Origin of the sequence: Pseudonocardia broussonetiae (assembly GCF_013155125.1) — a bacterium.
In the GTDB taxonomy this organism is placed as follows: Bacteria; Actinomycetota; Actinomycetes; order Mycobacteriales; family Pseudonocardiaceae; genus Pseudonocardia; species Pseudonocardia broussonetiae.
Window position 1 is genome coordinate 5,277,402 of the sequence record NZ_CP053564.1, and the last position, 14,991, is coordinate 5,292,392.

Genomic DNA, 14,991 nt, shown 5'->3' on the forward strand with positions numbered 1-14,991 from the left:
TGCGGCTGCCACGGATTCGTCGACGGCCCGGGGTCCGGAGGGCGATGATCGCAGAACCGCACCACCACGGTCGCCCGAGCGACCCCCACGTCACACTCCCGACGATCAAGCGACGGTGATCAGCGGAACCGCACCGCCACGGCCCCTCCGACGACCCTCACGCCACACTCCCGGCGATCAAGGCCGACTGGTGCGGGCCGGCCTCGGCTGCGGCCGCCCCGGTTGCGTCGACGGCCGGGGTGCGGAGGGCGGTGATCGGCGGAACCGCACCACCACGGTCCCCACAGCGACCGCTGCGACGCACTCTCGTCGATCATGGCGCGGTGATCAGCGGGACCGCACCGCCACGGCCCCTCCGACGACCCTCACGGTGCGCTCCCGGCGATCACAGCTGACTCTCGCCATCTGACCTTGATCGCCGCCGGCCGCACCTCACGGTCGGCGCCACAGCCGTGAGGTGCGGCGGGGAGCGATCACGGCGGTGATGATCGCCGAAACCGCACCAGGACAGTCCCCCGAGCGACCCTCACGTCACACTCCCGGCGATCAGACGGCGGCGATCGGCAGGACCGCACCACCACGGCCCCTCTGACGACCATCACGTCACATCCTCGAAGATCAAGGCCGGGCGGTGCGGCGCGGGCCGGCCCCGCTGCCCCGGACACGTTGGCGGCCCGGGGTGCGCATGCGGTGATCACCGGAACCGCGCCACCACGGTCCCCCGAGCGACCCCCACGTCATTGTCCCGGCGATCAAGGTCGGGCGGTGCAGGCCGGGCGGCCCGCAGCCCCGGTCCCGAAGCGAGAAGAAGGTCAACCACAGATTGCCCATCCGCCCCCGTCAATGTATGCATGACACATGAAGTACGAGGAAGCCCAGCGGTGGCTCGAGCGCGCCGACCCGTCGATCGCCAAGCAGCGGGAGTCGATCACCCAGCAGCTCGACGGCCTCAAGGACCGTGCCAAGAACGGGGTCCTCACCCACGACGGGGCCGCCGCCTGGTACGCCCTGGTGGGCGAGATGCGGCGCCTCGCCGACTACTACGAGCGCGACCTCATCCGCAAGCTCCGCTCCGACGGCCTCACCTGGCAGCAGGTGGCCGACGCGGTGCAGGCGCAGCTCAACAGCCGGCAGGCCGCGCAGGGCAAGTGGAAGCGCCTGATCGACCCCGGACGCCGCACCACCACCGGCGACATGCAGCGCGGCGGGCGCCGCAAGCAGACCCCCGAGGCCTGATCACCCAGGGTGAACGGTGCGCGGAGTGATCGTCAACGGCTATCGTCGCGGCGTCCGTGCGGCGAGACCGGACAGGCGGGAGCCGGGGTGAGCGGCCACGACGATCGGGACGGGGCGGCCGGCGCCCTGGCCGCGTCGTGGGCGCGCGCCCTGAGCGGGGAGGCCGCGGACCCGGCCCCGGTGGCCGCGATGCTGCGTGACCCTGCCGCCCGCCTGCTGGCCGCCTGGGCCGAGCAGGATCCCGAGAGGGCGGGGGACGCCGCCCGGGAGGCGGGCCACGCGCTCGTCCTCGCCGGCCTCACCGACCTCGGAGTGCTCGACGCGAGCCTCGCCCACCTCACCGCGCACCTCGCCCCCGACGCCACCACGCCGGCCGCGGCGGCCCGGCTGGCGAGGATCGTGTCGAGCGCCGCCGTGGGCTACGCGGCGGCGGTGCAGCACCGGGTGCGCGCCGAGCAGCAGCGGATCGGTCTGGCCGCGCTCGCCGCCCGCTCGGCCGCCGACCGCGCCCGCCGCACGAGCGAGGCGCGGTTCGCCGCGGTGTTCGCCGCCTCCCCCATGGGCATCGGGGTCGCGGCGCTGGACGGGCGGGTGCTGGAGTCCAACGCCGCGCTGGGCGAGATCTTCGGGCTCACCCCGGAGCAGTTCCGCGCGCACAGCCTCCAGGAGTTCGTGCACCCCGAGGACGACCCGGAGATCTGGACCCGCCTCGACGCGATGTTCGCCGGGACGCTCGACCACATGCGCCTGGAGAAGACGGTGTGGCACGCCGAGGGGCGGCCGGTGCGCCTGGAGGTCGTGCTGACGCTGCTGCGCGACCCCGACGACGTGCCGCAGTACATCGTCGGGATGGTCGAGGACATCACCGAGCGCCGCGACCTCGAGGACCGCCTGCGTCACCAGGCCCTGCACGACCCCCTCACCGGCCTGCCCAACCGGTCGCTGTTCCTGGAGCGGCTCGACGTCGCGCTGCGCACGGGCGGGTGCGAGGTCGGCGTGTGCTTCGTCGACCTCGACGGGTTCAAGGCCGTCAACGACACCCTCGGGCACACCGTCGGCGACGAGCTCCTGCAGGCCGTCGCGCAGCGCCTCACCGCCGACCTGGCGCCGGACGGGCACCTCGTCGCGCGGATGGGCGGCGACGAGTTCGTGGTCCTCGTCGAGCGGGGCGGGGCCGCGGAGCTGGAGCGGGTGCCCGGGCGGATCCTCGACGCCGTGCGCCGGCCGCTGCGGCTGGACGGGCGGGACGTGACGGTCACGGCGAGCGTCGGCGTCGTCCGGCGCTCCGACGGCGGCTCGGCCGCGGAGCTGCTCAAGGCCGCCGACACCACGCTCATGTGGGCCAAGGACGACGGCCGCGACCGCTGCGCCTTCTTCGACCCCGAGCGCCACCGCGCCCACATCGAGCGCTTCGCCCGCGCCGCCGGGCTGCCCGACGCGCTGGCCCGCGAGGAGTTCATCGTCTGCTACCAGCCGCTGGTGCGCCTGGCCGACGCGCGGCTGGTCGGCGTCGAGGCGCTGGTCCGGTGGGAGCGCCCCGGGGACGACCGGCCGCTGGGGCCCGACGACTTCGTGCCGCTCGCCGAGGAGAGCGGGCTGATCGTGCCGCTGGGCCGGTGGGTGCTGGAGCAGGCGTGCGCGCAGGCCGTGCGCTGGCGCGGCGAACCGGGCGGCGAGGACGTGTTCGTCAGCGTCAACCTGGCCGTGCGCCAGGTCCACGAGCCCGGGCTGGTCGACGACGTGGCGCGCGTGCTGCGCGAGACCGGCCTGCCGCCCGCCGCGCTGCAGCTCGAGCTCACCGAGACCACCGCGATGGCCACGACCGGCGCCCCGCTGGTCGTGCTGCGCCGCCTCGCGGCGCTCGGCGTCCGCATCGCGATCGACGACTTCGGCACCGGCTACTCCAACCTCGCCTACCTGCGCGAGCTGCCGGTGCACGTGCTGAAGCTGGCGGGGTCGTTCGTCACCGGGCGCGGCACCGGCCCGGGCGTCACCGGCGACGCGATCGACGCCGACGTCCTGGCCCATCTCGTGCGCCTCGCGCACACGCTCGGGCTGTCGGTCACCGCCGAGCACGTGGAGACCGCCGAGCAGGCCCGCCTGCTGCACGCGCTGGGCTGCGACATCGGCCAGGGCTGGCACTACGCCCCGGCCACCGACGCCCCGACGATCTCCGCGATGCTGGCGGGCGGTGCCGTCGGGGCGCGGTCGGGCTGAGGCCTATCCCAGCGGGCTGCGCGGCAACAGGCGGTCGGCGATGATCTTGCGCTGGATCTCGCTGGTGCCCTCGAAGATCGTGGTGAGCCGGGCGTCGCGCCAGTGCCGCTCGACCTGGTGCTCGGTGGTGTAGCCGTTGCCGCCGTGGAGCTGGATGCCGTCGCCGGTGACCTCCGCGGCCATCTCGGTGGCCATCAGCTTCACCATCGCGGCCTCACGCTCGCACGGCTGCCCGAGGTCGATCAGGTGCGCGACGTGCTGGTAGAACGCCCGCGCCTGCTCCACCCGCGCCGCCATGTTGGCGAGGGTGAACCGCACGGCCTGGAAGTCGCCGATCGGGTGCTCGAACTGCTCGCGGTCCTGCAGGTAGACGATGCAGTCCTCGACGGCCGCGCGCGCCAGCCCGACGGCCCGCGCGGCGGTGTGCACGCGGGCGATGTTGAGCCACTTCTGGGCGTCGGCGAAGCCCGCCGTGCCGATCTGGTTGGCCACCGGCACGCGGAAGCCGTCGAACTCGAGGTCCCACGTGACGAAGCCGTGGTAGCCGATCTTGTCGATCGGCGAGCCGGTGATGCCCTCGGGGAACCCGTCGCGCTCCTTCTCCACCAGGAGCGTCGCGAGGCCGGCGGAGCGCTTCTCGTCCGGGCCCGGGTCGGCGGTGCGGACGAGCACCTGGATGAAGTCGGCCGCCTTGGCGTTGCCGGTCCAGCGCTTGCGGCCGGTGACGACGAACTCGTCGCCGTCGCGGACGGCGCGGGTGGCGACGCCGGCGAGGTCGGACCCCGCGTCGGGCTCGGACAGCGCGATCGCGCCGATCCACTGCCCCTTCGCGCTGCGCCGCAGCAGCTCCGCGCGGCGGGTCGGGTCGGAGACGCCGGTGCCCGCCCCCTGCGCGCGGGCGATGATGCTGCCGACGCTCATCCAGGCGCGGGCCAGCTCCTCGGCGACCATGCAGTACTCGAACGCGCCCAGCCCCATGCCGCCGTGCTCGCGGTCGACGGTGATGCCGAACCAGCCCTCGTCGGCCATCTCGTCGAGCAGCGACCGCGGGATCTCGCCCTTCACCGGGTCGAGCTCGTTGGCGACCGGCAGCACGCGCTCCGCGGCGAACCGCCGGGCCCGCGTCTGCAGCTCCTCGCGCTCGGGCGTGTGGTACGGCGGGGCGACGACGGGCACGGGCGGCGGCAGCGGATCCACGGTGGTCACCCGCCTGTTGTGCCACACCGCGGCGGGTGGCGCGACCTCGGGGTGACCGGTCCCACCCGGACGGGCGGGCCGTCCGGGGCCGGTCAGAGGCGGCGCAGCCCCGACAGCACCCGCTCCATCAGCGCCAGGTCGGGACCGCCGGCGTCGGCGGTGCGGTGGACCTGCACGGCCCCGGCGTCGAGCATGTCGGCCAGCAGGACCTGCGCCACGCCGAGCGGGACGCCCAGCAGCGCGGCGACCTCGGCGACCGAGCGCGGGCCGCGGCACAGCTCACGGATGCGGGCGTGGTCGAGCGGCTCCCCCGGGCGCGCGGGGCCGGTGGCCGTGACGAGCGCCTCCACCGCGAACGACACGCGGGCGCGGGTGCGGCCGCCGGTGAGGACGTAGGGCCGCACGAGCGACTCCGCCCGTGCCGCGTGCGGGGCCCCGTCCGGCACCGGGAGGTCCGACACCGGGAGGAGGTGCTCGACGGGCAGGGTCTGCTCGGCCGGAGCCGGCGGGGGCTCGACCGGGGCGGCAGCGGGGGCCGGGTGGACCGGCGCGGGACGCAGGGCGGCCGGCCCGGGACGCGCGGTCCGCCGCCGGGACCGGGAGGCGCCGCCGAAGCGCGCCCCGGTGAGGCCGACGGACGGGCCGTCGTCGCCGGGCTCGGGCAGCGGGGGGACGACGGGAGCGGCGGGCCCTGCGGCGGGCGCCTGCTCCCCCTCGCCCCGCTCCGACCGCGCCCGGCGCCGGCGCGACGGGCCGCCGAAGCGCGCGCCGGTGAGCCCGATCTCCGGGGGGCCGTCGGCAGAGCTGGGCATGACGGCACCCTGGACGTCCGGGGTTACCGACGTGTTGCGCTGTCGTTCCACGGCCATGACGACACCTCCCGGCGAGCAGTATTCACCCGGTGCGGTGGCCGGGTCGGTAGCGTCCGTCACATGTCCGTCACCGGCCGTGTCTGGAACGCCGCGACCGCCGCCGTCGTCGTCGTCGCGCTCGCCCTCCAGATCCCGATCACCGCGGCCGCGCAGGACGGGGCGTTCGACACGCCGGCCGCGCGCGTCGCCAACCTCTTCACGTTCTTCACGATCCTGACGAACCTGCTGGTCGCGGGCACCTCGGCGGCCATCGCGCTGCGCCCGGAACGCCGCTCGACGGTGCTTGCCGTGCTGCGGCTCGACGCGCTGGTGGGCATCGCCGTGACCGCGGCGGTCTACCACACCCTGCTCGCCGGGCTGCGCGACCTGAGCGGTGCCGAGGAGGTCGCGAACCAGCTGTTCCACTCCGTGTCGCCCGCGCTCGCGCTCGTCGGCTGGGTGCTGTTCGGTCCGCGCGGCACCACCGACCGCCGGGTCGTGCTGCTGTCCCTGGCCTACCCCGTCGCCTGGCTGGCGTTCACGCTGGTGCGCGGGGCGGTCATCGGCTGGTACCCCTACCCGTTCGTCGACGTCGTCGAGCTGGGCTACGCGCAGGTGGCGTTCAACTGCGTCGGCATCGCCGTGCTGTTCGGCGTGCTCGCCGCGGCGGTGCTGGGCGTCGATCGTCTGCTCGGGCGCCGCGCCGTGGGCGGTGCCAGGATCGGGGCATGACGCACCCCATCCGGATCGGTGTCCAGCTGCAGCCGCAGCACGCCGAGTACCGCCAGATCCGTTCCGCCGTCGCGGAGGCCGAGGAGGCCGGCGTCGACGTGGTCTTCAACTGGGACCACTTCTTCCCGCTCTACGGCGAGCCCGACGGCGCGCACTTCGAGTGCTGGACGATGCTCGGCGCCTGGGCCGAGGCCACCTCCCGCGTCGAGATCGGCGCCCTGGTCACCTGCAACAGCTACCGCAACCCCGAGCTGCTGGCCGACATGGCCCGCACCGTCGACCACATCTCCGGCGGGCGGCTGATCCTGGGCATCGGCGCGGGCTGGTTCGAGCGCGACTACGACGAGTACGGCTACGACTTCGGCACCGCGGGCTCCCGCCTCGCCGACCTCGCGCAGGCGCTGCCCCGCATCCGCGACCGCTGGTCGAAGCTCAACCCGGCCCCGACCCGCGAGATCCCGATCCTCATCGGCGGCGGCGGGGAGAAGAAGACGCTGCGCTACACCGCCGAGCACGCCCAGATCTGGCACAGCTTCGGCGACGTCGACACGCTCGTCCGCAAGAACGGGATCCTCGACGGCCACTGCGCCGACGTGGGGCGCGAGCCGTCGCAGGTCGAACGGTCGATCGGGGTCGGCAAGCCGCCCGGCGAGGTCGCCGACGCGCTGGTCGACGCGGGCGCGACGCTGTTCACCGTCGGCGTCGGCGGGCCCGACTACGACCTCGGGCTGCTCAAGGAGTGGATCGCCTGGCGCGACTCCCGTTCCTGATCCGGGGCTCTCCGTCTGGGATGCTGGGGCGGTGGCCGTACTGAGCGCAGGGCTGTTGCTGTACCGGGAGGGGCCCGGCGGCGTCGAGGTGCTCCTCGGGCACATGGGCGGGCCCTACTGGGCGCGCAAGGACGACGCCGCCTGGTCGATCCCCAAGGGTGAGCACGAGCCCGACGAGGAGCCGTTCGCGGCCGCCGAGCGCGAGTTCACCGAGGAGCTCGGGCACCGGCCGCCGTCCGGGGAGTCCCGCGAGCTGGGCACCGTGTCCCAGCGCGGGGGCCGCAAGCAGATCACGGTGTTCGCGCGGGAGGGCGACTTCGACCCCGCCTTCCTGCACCCGGGCACGTTCGACCTGGAGTGGCCGCCGAAGTCGGGCACGGTGCAGGCCTTCCCGGAGATCGACCGCGTGGCCTGGTTCGACCTGGAGACCGCGCGGCGCAAGCTGGTGGCCGCGCAGGTCGAGTTCGTCGACCGGCTGGCCGCCGCGCTCGCCCCGGAATCCACCGCACCCCGAGGGGGTTGAGCACGGCATGGCGATCACCCGAGGCTTCACCGGACGGCGCGCCCGCGATCCGCGGCTGCCCCCTGGCCAGTACGACGCGCGTGACGAGTGGCCGGTGCTGCACATCGAGTCGACGCCCGCGCTCGACACCGCGCAGTGGACGTTCGGCGTCGAGGGGCTCGTCGAGCGCCCGGTGTCGTGGACGTGGGACGAGATCCACGCCCTGCCGCGCTCGCGGTACGCCGGCGACATCCACTGCGTCACGACCTGGTCGAAGTTCGACATGACCTTCGACGGCGTCTCGGTCGACACGCTGCTCGAGGCCGCCGGGCCGCTGCCCGCCGCCACGCACGCGGTGGTCCTCACGCACTCGGGCTACACCACGAACCTGCCGCTGGCCGACCTGACCGGCGGCAAGGCGTGGGTGGTGTGGGACGCCGACGGCACCCCGCTCACCCGCGAGCACGGCGGGCCGGCCCGGCTGCTGGTGCCGCACCTGTACTTCTGGAAGAGCGCGAAGTGGGTCTCGGGCCTGCGCCTGCTCGACCACGACGAGCCCGGCTTCTGGGAGCGCAACGGCTACCACGACCGGGGCGACCCCTGGTCCGAGCAGCGCTACCAGGGCGACTGATGACCCGGGACGACCTGTGACGGACACGAGCGCGGGCACCACGCACCGCCGGACGCTGCGCTGGCAGCAGGCGCGCGTGGTGTCGGTGCGCGACGAGACGCCCACCGCGCGCACCCTCCGGCTGGCGCTGCCCGACCCGCGCCCGCACCTGCCCGGCCAGCACTACGTCGTGCGGCTCACCGCTCCCGACGGCTACACCGCCTCCCGCGCGTACTCCGTGGCCTCGGCACCGGACGGCACGAACGAGGTCGAGCTGACGGTCGAGCGGCTGCCCGACGGCGAGGTGTCGGAGTACCTGCACGACGTCGCGGAGCCGGGCGACGAGCTCGAGGTCCGCGGGCCGATCGGGGGCGGCTTCTTCGCCTGGACCGGCGACACGCCGGCCCTGCTCGTCGGCGGCGGGTCGGGCGTCGTGCCGCTGATGGCGATGCTGCGCCACGCCCGCGCGATCGGTCGCCCCGACCTCGTCCGGCTCGTCGTGTCGGCCCGCACCGGGGCCGACCTGTACTACGCCGACGAGCTGGCGGGCCCGGAGACCACGGTGGTGCTGACGCGCGCCGACCTCCCCGGCCGCCCCCGCGGCCGCCTCACCGCCGACGACCTCGCCCCGCTCGTGCGGGCCGACGAGGTGGTGTTCGTCTGCGGCTCGCCCGCCTTCTGCGACGGGGTGACCGACCTGCTGGCGGCCGTCGGGGTGCCGGTGGGGGCGATCCGGACGGAGCGGTTCGGGCCCTCGGGCTGACGCTCGTCGCTCTCAGCGCGCCAGCGCCCGCAGGATCCGCGCCAGCTCCGCCCGGTCCTCCTCCGACAGCTCCCGGAACACGCTCTCCGACTCCGCCGCCCGCGCCGCGCGGATGGCCTCGCCCGTCTCCCGCCCCCGCTCGGTGGGCACGACCAGCGTCGCCCGGCGGTCGGCCGGGTCGGGGGTGCGCTCCACCAGCCCGCGGCCCTCCAGCGCGTCCACCACCTCCGTCGCCGAGCGCGGCGCGATCCGCAGGTGCTCGGCGAGGTCGCCCAGGCGCAGCGGGCCCAGGCGCAGCATCGTGCCCAGCGCCCGCGCCTGCGACGGCGTGACGTCCCACGGCGCCAGCGCCTCGCGCGCGGCCTCCCGCATCCGGCGGGCGACGGCCCGGAAGCCGTCCGAGAGCGACCCCGAAGCTGGTGAGTCCGACACGGGAACAGACTAGACACCCGGCGGGTTGCAGCCTCATAGTGAGGTTACCTCAGCAACTTGACCGGAAGGATCCACTTGGAAGCCGACACCGAGAAGCTCTCCCGCCGCGCCGGGCGCGGCACCGTCACCGCCGCCGAGAAGGCCCAGGCCCGCGAGGTCTCCCTGCGCCGCATCGGCCGCCTGTTCGCCCCGCACCGCGGCTCGCTCGCCGCGGTCACCCTGATCATCGTGGCGTCGTCCGTCGTCGCCCTGGCCTCCCCGTTCCTGCTCCGCGCCGTGATCGACACCGCGCTCCCCGAGCGCGACACCACCCTCCTCGCCTGGCTCACCGGCGCGATGGTCGTGGTCGCCGCGGTCACCGCCGCGCTCGGCGTCGTCCAGACCTGGATCGCCACCTCCGTCGGCCAGCAGGTCATGCACCGGCTGCGCACCGACGTCTTCACCCACCTGCAGCGCCAGTCGATCGCGTTCTTCACGCGCACCCGCACCGGCGAGGTGCAGTCGCGCATCACCAACGACATCGGCGGCATGCAGACCGTCGTCACCTCGACGGCCACGTCCGTCGCCTCCAACCTGACGACCGCGGTCGCCACGGCCGTCGCCATGGCCGTGCTGTCCTGGCAGCTCTCGCTCGTCTCGCTGGTCGTCCTGCCCCCCGCGGTCTACCTGACCCGCCGGGTCGCCCGGATGCGCCGCGCGATCACCGCGCAGCAGCAGCGCGAGCTCGCCGACCTCAACGTCACCGTCGAGGAGGGCCTGTCGATCAGCGGCATCCAGCTCTCCCGGACGATGGGCGCGGGCCCTGCGCTCGTCCAGCGCTTCACCGGCTCCTCGGAGCGGCTCGTCGACCTGGAGCTGCGCAGCCAGCTCGCCGGACGCTGGCGGATGGCCTCGACCGGTGTCGTGTTCGCCGCCGTGCCCGCCGTCATCTACCTCGGCGCCGGCTTCACCACCACCCTGTCGATCGGCACGCTGATCGCGTTCACCACGCTGCAGGCGGGCCTGTTCCGCCCGCTGCTCGGCCTGATGAGCGTGGGCGTGTCGCTGGTCAGCTCGCTCGCGCTGTTCGCGCGCATCTTCGAGTACCTCGACCTGCCCGTCGAGGTCGACGACCCGGCCGACCCGGTCGAGGTCGACCCGTCGCGGATGCCGGGCCACGTCCGCATCGAGGACGTGACGTTCGCCTACGACGGCGCCGACACCGCGGCCGTCGCCGGGGTCACCCTCGACGTCCCGGCCGGCAGCACGCTGGCCCTGGTCGGCGCCACCGGCTCGGGCAAGAGCACCCTCGCCGCGCTCGTCGCCCGCCTGTACGACCCGGACGCCGGACGCGTGACGATCGACGGCGTCGACCTGCGCGACATGCGGCTCACCGACCTCGCGGCCGTCGTCGGCGTCGTCAGCCAGGAGACCTACCTGCTGCACACGACCGTCCGCGAGAACCTGCGCTACGCCAAGCCCGACGCCACCGACGCCGAGATCGAGGCCGCCGCGCGCGCCGCGCAGGTCCACGACCTCATCGCCGGCCTGCCCGACGGCTACGACACGATGGTCGGCTCGCGCGGCCACCGGTTCTCCGGCGGGGAGAAGCAGCGCCTGGCCATCGCCCGCACCCTGCTGCGCGACCCGCGCGTGCTGGTGCTCGACGAGGCCACCTCGGCGCTCGACACCTCCACCGAGAAGGCCGTGCAGGCCGCGTTCGACGCGCTGTCGCGGGGCCGCACCACGATCACCATCGCGCACCGCCTCTCCACCGTCCGCGACGCCGACCGGATCGCGGTCGTCGACCACGGCCGCATCGTCGAGTCCGGCACGCACGACGCGCTCGTCGCGCAGCACGGCCGGTACGCCACCCTGGCCGCATGACCCGCACCGCGCTCGTCACGGGCGTCAGCAGGCGCCGCGGCATCGGCTTCGCCATCGCCCGGCGCCTGCTCGACGACGGCCACCGCGTCTTCGCCCAGTCCTGGAGCCCCTACGACGCCACGGAGCCGTGGGGCGCCGACCCCGCGGGCGTCGAGGGCGTGCTCGCCGCGCTCGGGCACTCCGACGGCCGGCTCGGGCACGCGTCGGTCGACCTCGCCGACCCGGCCGCGCCCGCCGCGCTCGTCCGCGGCGCGGTCGAGGTGCACGGCCGCCTCGACACGCTCGTCGTCAACCACGCCCGGTCGCAGGACGCGACGCTGGCCGACCTGGACGCGGCGGTGCTCGACGCCGTGTGGGCGGTCAACGTGCGGGCGTCACTGCTGCTCGTGCAGGCCTTCGCCGAGCAGTTCACCGGCACCGGCGGCCGGGTCGTGCTGTTCACCTCCGGCGCGCACCGCGGGCCGATGCCCGGCGAGATCCCCTACGCCGCCACGAAGGCCACGCTCGCCGCGATCACCCCGACCCTGGCCGACGCGCTCGCCGACCGCGACATCACCGTCAACTGCGTCAACCCCGGTCCCACCGACACCGGCTGGGCCACGCCCGACCTGGACGCGTACGTCGCCCGCCACATGCCGCGCGGGCGCTGGAACACCGCCGACGAGGCCGCCGCCGTCGTCGCGCTCCTGCTCTCCGCCGACGCCGCGTCGATCACCGGCCAGGTCGTCGACGCGGAGGGCGGGTTCCGCCGCTCCTCCCCGTGACGGCTCGTCCGAACGGGCTAGAGGGCCCTCACACCTTCGGGGACGATCCCGGCGCGCGACCTGACGGCGGCGGGCGCTGTCGGCAGGCTGGCGCCATGCAGCTCACCCGATTCATCCTGGCCGGCGCGCTCGCGGCGGTGCTCGCCGTCGGCGGTGCCGCCGTGGCGTTCGCGGCGGACGCGCCGTCGAACCGCGGGTGGTCGACGCCGTTCGGGACCGCCGAGGAGTTCGCCGAGCGCTCCGCGGAGTAGGCCGATCGGGCCGGCTCAGCGTCCCTCGGGGTTCCCGGCCGCCCGGTAGACCTCGGCCGCCGCGCGCGAGAAGCCGTCGGGCAGCCCGAGGGCCGCGATCGCGTCGGCGGCCTCCTCCATCTCTCCCGCCCAGCGCCACCCCTTCTCGGCCGCCTGCCCGGCGGCGCGGCTGATCAGCGCGGGGTAGTCGATGTCGTCGCGGGCCAACTCCTCGCGCAGCGCGTCCTCGACGCCGTGGGCGCGCGCCGCCTGGGCCATCGTCAGCCACAGCGCCGGCACCACCTTGCTCTGCAGCCCGAAGCAGGCCTTGAGCGCGCTGGCCGCACCGAGGTCGGCGCCCAGGACACGGGCGTCGAACGGGGAGCGGTCGAACAGCGCCGCCACCTCCGCCGCGCGGCCCCCCGACAGCCACAGCACCGTGCTCCCGCGCTCCCACGCCGGCGGCCCGATCACCGCCCCGTCGACGACGTGCTCCGCGCCGAGGCGTTCCGCGATGGCCGCGACGGTGGCCGGCGAGACGGCGTTGGCGTCGACGTAGAGCGGGCGCTCAGCGCGGTCGCCGAGCGCGTCGGCCACCTGCCCCGCGACGTCGAGCGCGGCGTGCGGCGGGCAGATCGAGATGATCAGGTGCGCGCGCCGGGCCAGCTCGGGCACGTCCGGGACGCCGACCAGGTCGGCGGTCTCGGCGCGCTTGGACGTGGGCACGCTCCGCCCGGCCGCCGCCCAGATCACCGCCCCCGCCACGGGCTTGAGCGACGAGCCGATCGCCGCCCCCATCACGCCGGGGTGCAGGATCCCGATCACCGGGCGGGAGGGCAGCGTCGGCGTCGGGGGCGTGCTCATGGCGCCATCATGGCCGCACCGGCGATCAGCTGCTCGACCCGGTCGCGCAGGTCGAGCAGCACCGGCGCGACCCCGGGGACGACGAGCGCGGCCAGCACGAACGCCGCCACCGTCAGCCCGGGCGCGACGAGCCACGCCTCGACCTTCCCGCCGGTGCGGAAGCGCAGCGGGCGCGGGCTGCCGACCGGGTACCAGCGGCGCTGGCGGATCGGCACCGGCCACAGCAGCGGGGCACCGGACTCCGTGATCGCGTCGCCGACGGAGTGCACGACCATCCCGAGCGCCACCGCGGTGCCCAGCCACCCGGCCGTGCCCGCCGTCCCGCCCGGCACGTAGGCCTCGACCGCGAACGTCAGCGCGGCCGCGGCCACCAGCGACGGCGGCCCGGGCACGATCGCGTCGAGGCCCTTGATCGCGAGCGCCAGGCAGACGAACAGCGTGCCGAGCAGCACCGGCGCGCCCCACGCCGCGGAGGCGAGGTTGACGCCCAGCCCGAGCAGCACCGCCCCGAGGACGGTGTGGGTCAGCCCGCGGTGGGTGCCCTTGCCGGTGTCGCGGCGGGCGCGGGTGAGCCGGTAGACCAGCCCCGACAGCGGCCGCACCACCTGCGAGGCCAGGAACGAGGCCGCGGTGAAGTGCTTCGTCGCCGTCGACGACGGGTGGTCGAGGTCGGGCAGCAGCGCGGCGCCCGCGCAGACCGCGGCGAACGTGAGCACCGACCCCGCGGAGGGCTCGATGCCGAAGGCGAGCGGGGCGTACCCGGCCACCGCCAACCCGAGTACGGCACCGGACGTGGCATGACTGACCCCGAGCACGTGGTGACGCTACGCAACCGCGAGGGCGGCGGGGATGAGGCGCGCCGTCCGCTCGGCGCAGACCCTCCGGTGCGTCGCACACGCTGGACACCGTGCGAGGCACCACGACGTGTGCGACAGCGTCAGCGCTGGTCCGGCAGGCCCAGGGTGTCCAGCAGCCGGGCCGCGGCGCGCGTCGGGGTCTCGTCGCCGTTGCGCACCCCGTGCTCCAGCTCGCCGATCGTGTCCTTGGCTCCTGCCTGCAGGCGGTCCATGAGCTGGTCGCGGACCATCGCCCACATCCACTCCACCTGCTGGTCGGCCCGGCGCCGGCCCAGCGAGCCGTCGGACTCCAGCGTGCTGCGGTGCTCGCGGACCGCGGACCACACCTCGTCGAGGCCCATCCCCGTCTGTGCGCTGCACGGCAGGACCGGCGGGCGCCAGGACTCGTGGGTGGGCGTCATCAGCCGCAGCGCGCCCGACAGCTCGCGGGCGGCGACCTTCGCGTCGCGCTCGTGGTTCCCGTCGGCCTTGTTCACCGCGACGACGTCGGCGAGCTCCAGGATGCCCTTCTTGATCCCCTGCAGCTGGTCGCCGGTGCGCGCGATCGTGAGCAGCAGGAACGTGTCGACCATCCCCGCGACGGTCACCTCCGACTGCCCCACGCCGACCGTCTCGACGAGCACCGCGTCGTACCCGGCGGCCTCCATCAGCACGATCGTCTCGCGGGTGGCGCGGGCGACGCCGCCGAGCGTGCCGGCGCTGGGCGAGGGCCGGACGAACGCGTTCTCGTCGACGGCGAGCTTCGCCATCCGCGTCTTGTCGCCCAGGATCGAGCCGCGGGTGCGCGTCGACGACGGGTCGACGGCGAGCACGGCGACCCGGTGGCCGTCGCCGGTGAGCCGGGTGCCCAGCGCCTCGATGAACGTCGACTTGCCGACGCCCGGTACGCCGCTGATCCCGACGCGCACCGCTCCCCCGGCGTGCGGCAGCAGCTCGAGCAGCAGCTCCTGCGCGGCGACGCGGTGGTCGGGCCGGTTCGACTCGACCAGGGTGATCGCCCGCGCGAGCAGCGACCGCGACCCCTCGCGCACGCCCTTGGCGAGCGCCGCGACGTCGACCGGACGGCGCTGCCGCTCACCCACGGGGCCTCCGGCCCTCGT

General features: G+C 75.0%; 16 protein-coding genes. 10 read left to right on the top strand and 6 right to left on the bottom strand.

Features of this window, described 5'->3' with window-relative positions:
- Window positions 1–858 precede the first annotated feature (858 nt).
- Window positions 859–1,236 (top strand): hypothetical protein, encoded by a 378-nt coding sequence (locus HOP40_RS25605; RefSeq protein ID WP_172162897.1) that lies wholly within the window; start codon window positions 859–861, stop codon window positions 1,234–1,236.
- An 87-nt stretch (window positions 1,237–1,323) separates the two neighbouring features.
- Window positions 1,324–3,453, top strand: coding sequence for a putative bifunctional diguanylate cyclase/phosphodiesterase (locus HOP40_RS25610; RefSeq protein WP_172162900.1), 2,130 nt, complete (start codon window positions 1,324–1,326; stop codon window positions 3,451–3,453).
- A gap of 3 nt (window positions 3,454–3,456) precedes the next feature.
- Here HOP40_RS25610 and HOP40_RS25615 read toward each other — a convergent pair whose 3' ends face one another.
- Window positions 3,457–4,659 (bottom strand): acyl-CoA dehydrogenase family protein, encoded by a 1,203-nt coding sequence (locus tag HOP40_RS25615; protein ID WP_172162903.1) that lies wholly within the window; start codon window positions 4,657–4,659, stop codon window positions 3,457–3,459.
- 83 nt (window positions 4,660–4,742) lie between these two features.
- Window positions 4,743–5,462: a DUF742 domain-containing protein gene (locus HOP40_RS36500; protein WP_172162906.1), complete on the bottom strand. Its 720-nt coding sequence runs from the start codon at window positions 5,460–5,462 to the stop codon at window positions 4,743–4,745.
- A 120-nt stretch (window positions 5,463–5,582) separates the two neighbouring features.
- On the opposite strand from HOP40_RS36500, the gene HOP40_RS25625 reads away from it, so the two are divergent.
- The 5 genes from HOP40_RS25625 to HOP40_RS25645 are packed head-to-tail and all read left to right on the top strand — an operon-like array spanning window position 5,583 to window position 8,878.
- Window positions 5,583–6,233, top strand: a complete 651-nt coding sequence (locus tag HOP40_RS25625) for a Pr6Pr family membrane protein (RefSeq protein WP_172162909.1) — start codon at window positions 5,583–5,585, stop codon at window positions 6,231–6,233.
- The gene (locus tag HOP40_RS25630; protein ID WP_172162912.1) at window positions 6,230–7,003 is read left to right on the top strand and encodes an LLM class F420-dependent oxidoreductase; all 774 of its coding nucleotides are present in this window, start codon (window positions 6,230–6,232) and stop codon (window positions 7,001–7,003) included. Before HOP40_RS25625 ends, HOP40_RS25630 begins: the two co-directional genes overlap by 4 nt.
- A 31-nt stretch (window positions 7,004–7,034) precedes the next feature.
- Window positions 7,035–7,526, top strand: a complete 492-nt coding sequence (locus HOP40_RS25635; protein WP_172162915.1) for an NUDIX hydrolase — start codon at window positions 7,035–7,037, stop codon at window positions 7,524–7,526.
- 7 nt (window positions 7,527–7,533) lie between these two features.
- Complete coding sequence (locus HOP40_RS25640; protein WP_172162918.1) at window positions 7,534–8,136, top strand: sulfite oxidase-like oxidoreductase; 603 nt, start codon at window positions 7,534–7,536, stop codon at window positions 8,134–8,136.
- 16 nt (window positions 8,137–8,152) lie between these two features.
- Window positions 8,153–8,878: a ferredoxin reductase gene (locus tag HOP40_RS25645; protein ID WP_172162921.1), complete on the top strand. Its 726-nt coding sequence runs from the start codon at window positions 8,153–8,155 to the stop codon at window positions 8,876–8,878.
- Between the two features lie 12 nt (window positions 8,879–8,890).
- Here the strand turns inward: HOP40_RS25645 and HOP40_RS25650 are convergent, their stop codons facing one another.
- Complete coding sequence (locus tag HOP40_RS25650) at window positions 8,891–9,310, bottom strand: MarR family winged helix-turn-helix transcriptional regulator (protein WP_240157277.1); 420 nt, start codon at window positions 9,308–9,310, stop codon at window positions 8,891–8,893.
- 75 nt (window positions 9,311–9,385) lie between these two features.
- Here HOP40_RS25650 and HOP40_RS25655 point away from each other — a divergent pair, with 75 nt between their 5' ends.
- The 3 genes from HOP40_RS25655 (at window position 9,386) to HOP40_RS25665 (ending at window position 12,191) form a co-directional block, all read left to right on the top strand.
- Window positions 9,386–11,176, top strand: coding sequence for an ABC transporter ATP-binding protein (locus HOP40_RS25655; protein ID WP_172162924.1), 1,791 nt, complete (start codon window positions 9,386–9,388; stop codon window positions 11,174–11,176).
- Entirely contained in the window at window positions 11,173–11,940 is a 768-nt protein-coding gene (locus HOP40_RS25660) for an SDR family oxidoreductase (RefSeq protein WP_172162927.1), read from the top strand. Before HOP40_RS25655 ends, HOP40_RS25660 begins: the two co-directional genes overlap by 4 nt.
- A 95-nt stretch (window positions 11,941–12,035) precedes the next feature.
- Window positions 12,036–12,191, top strand: coding sequence for a hypothetical protein (locus HOP40_RS25665; RefSeq protein ID WP_172162930.1), 156 nt, complete (start codon window positions 12,036–12,038; stop codon window positions 12,189–12,191).
- 15 nt (window positions 12,192–12,206) lie between these two features.
- Here the strand turns inward: HOP40_RS25665 and HOP40_RS25670 are convergent, their stop codons facing one another.
- The 3 genes from HOP40_RS25670 to meaB form a co-directional block, all read right to left on the bottom strand.
- Window positions 12,207–13,034, bottom strand: a complete 828-nt coding sequence (locus HOP40_RS25670) for a DUF1932 domain-containing protein (RefSeq protein WP_172162933.1) — start codon at window positions 13,032–13,034, stop codon at window positions 12,207–12,209.
- The gene (locus HOP40_RS25675; protein WP_172162936.1) at window positions 13,031–13,849 is read right to left on the bottom strand and encodes a metal-dependent hydrolase; all 819 of its coding nucleotides are present in this window, start codon (window positions 13,847–13,849) and stop codon (window positions 13,031–13,033) included. Before HOP40_RS25675 ends, HOP40_RS25670 begins: the two co-directional genes overlap by 4 nt.
- Window positions 13,850–13,971: 122 nt before the next feature.
- Window positions 13,972–14,973, bottom strand: a complete 1,002-nt coding sequence (gene meaB / locus HOP40_RS25680; protein ID WP_172162939.1) for a methylmalonyl Co-A mutase-associated GTPase MeaB — start codon at window positions 14,971–14,973, stop codon at window positions 13,972–13,974.
- Window positions 14,974–14,991 lie beyond the last annotated feature (18 nt).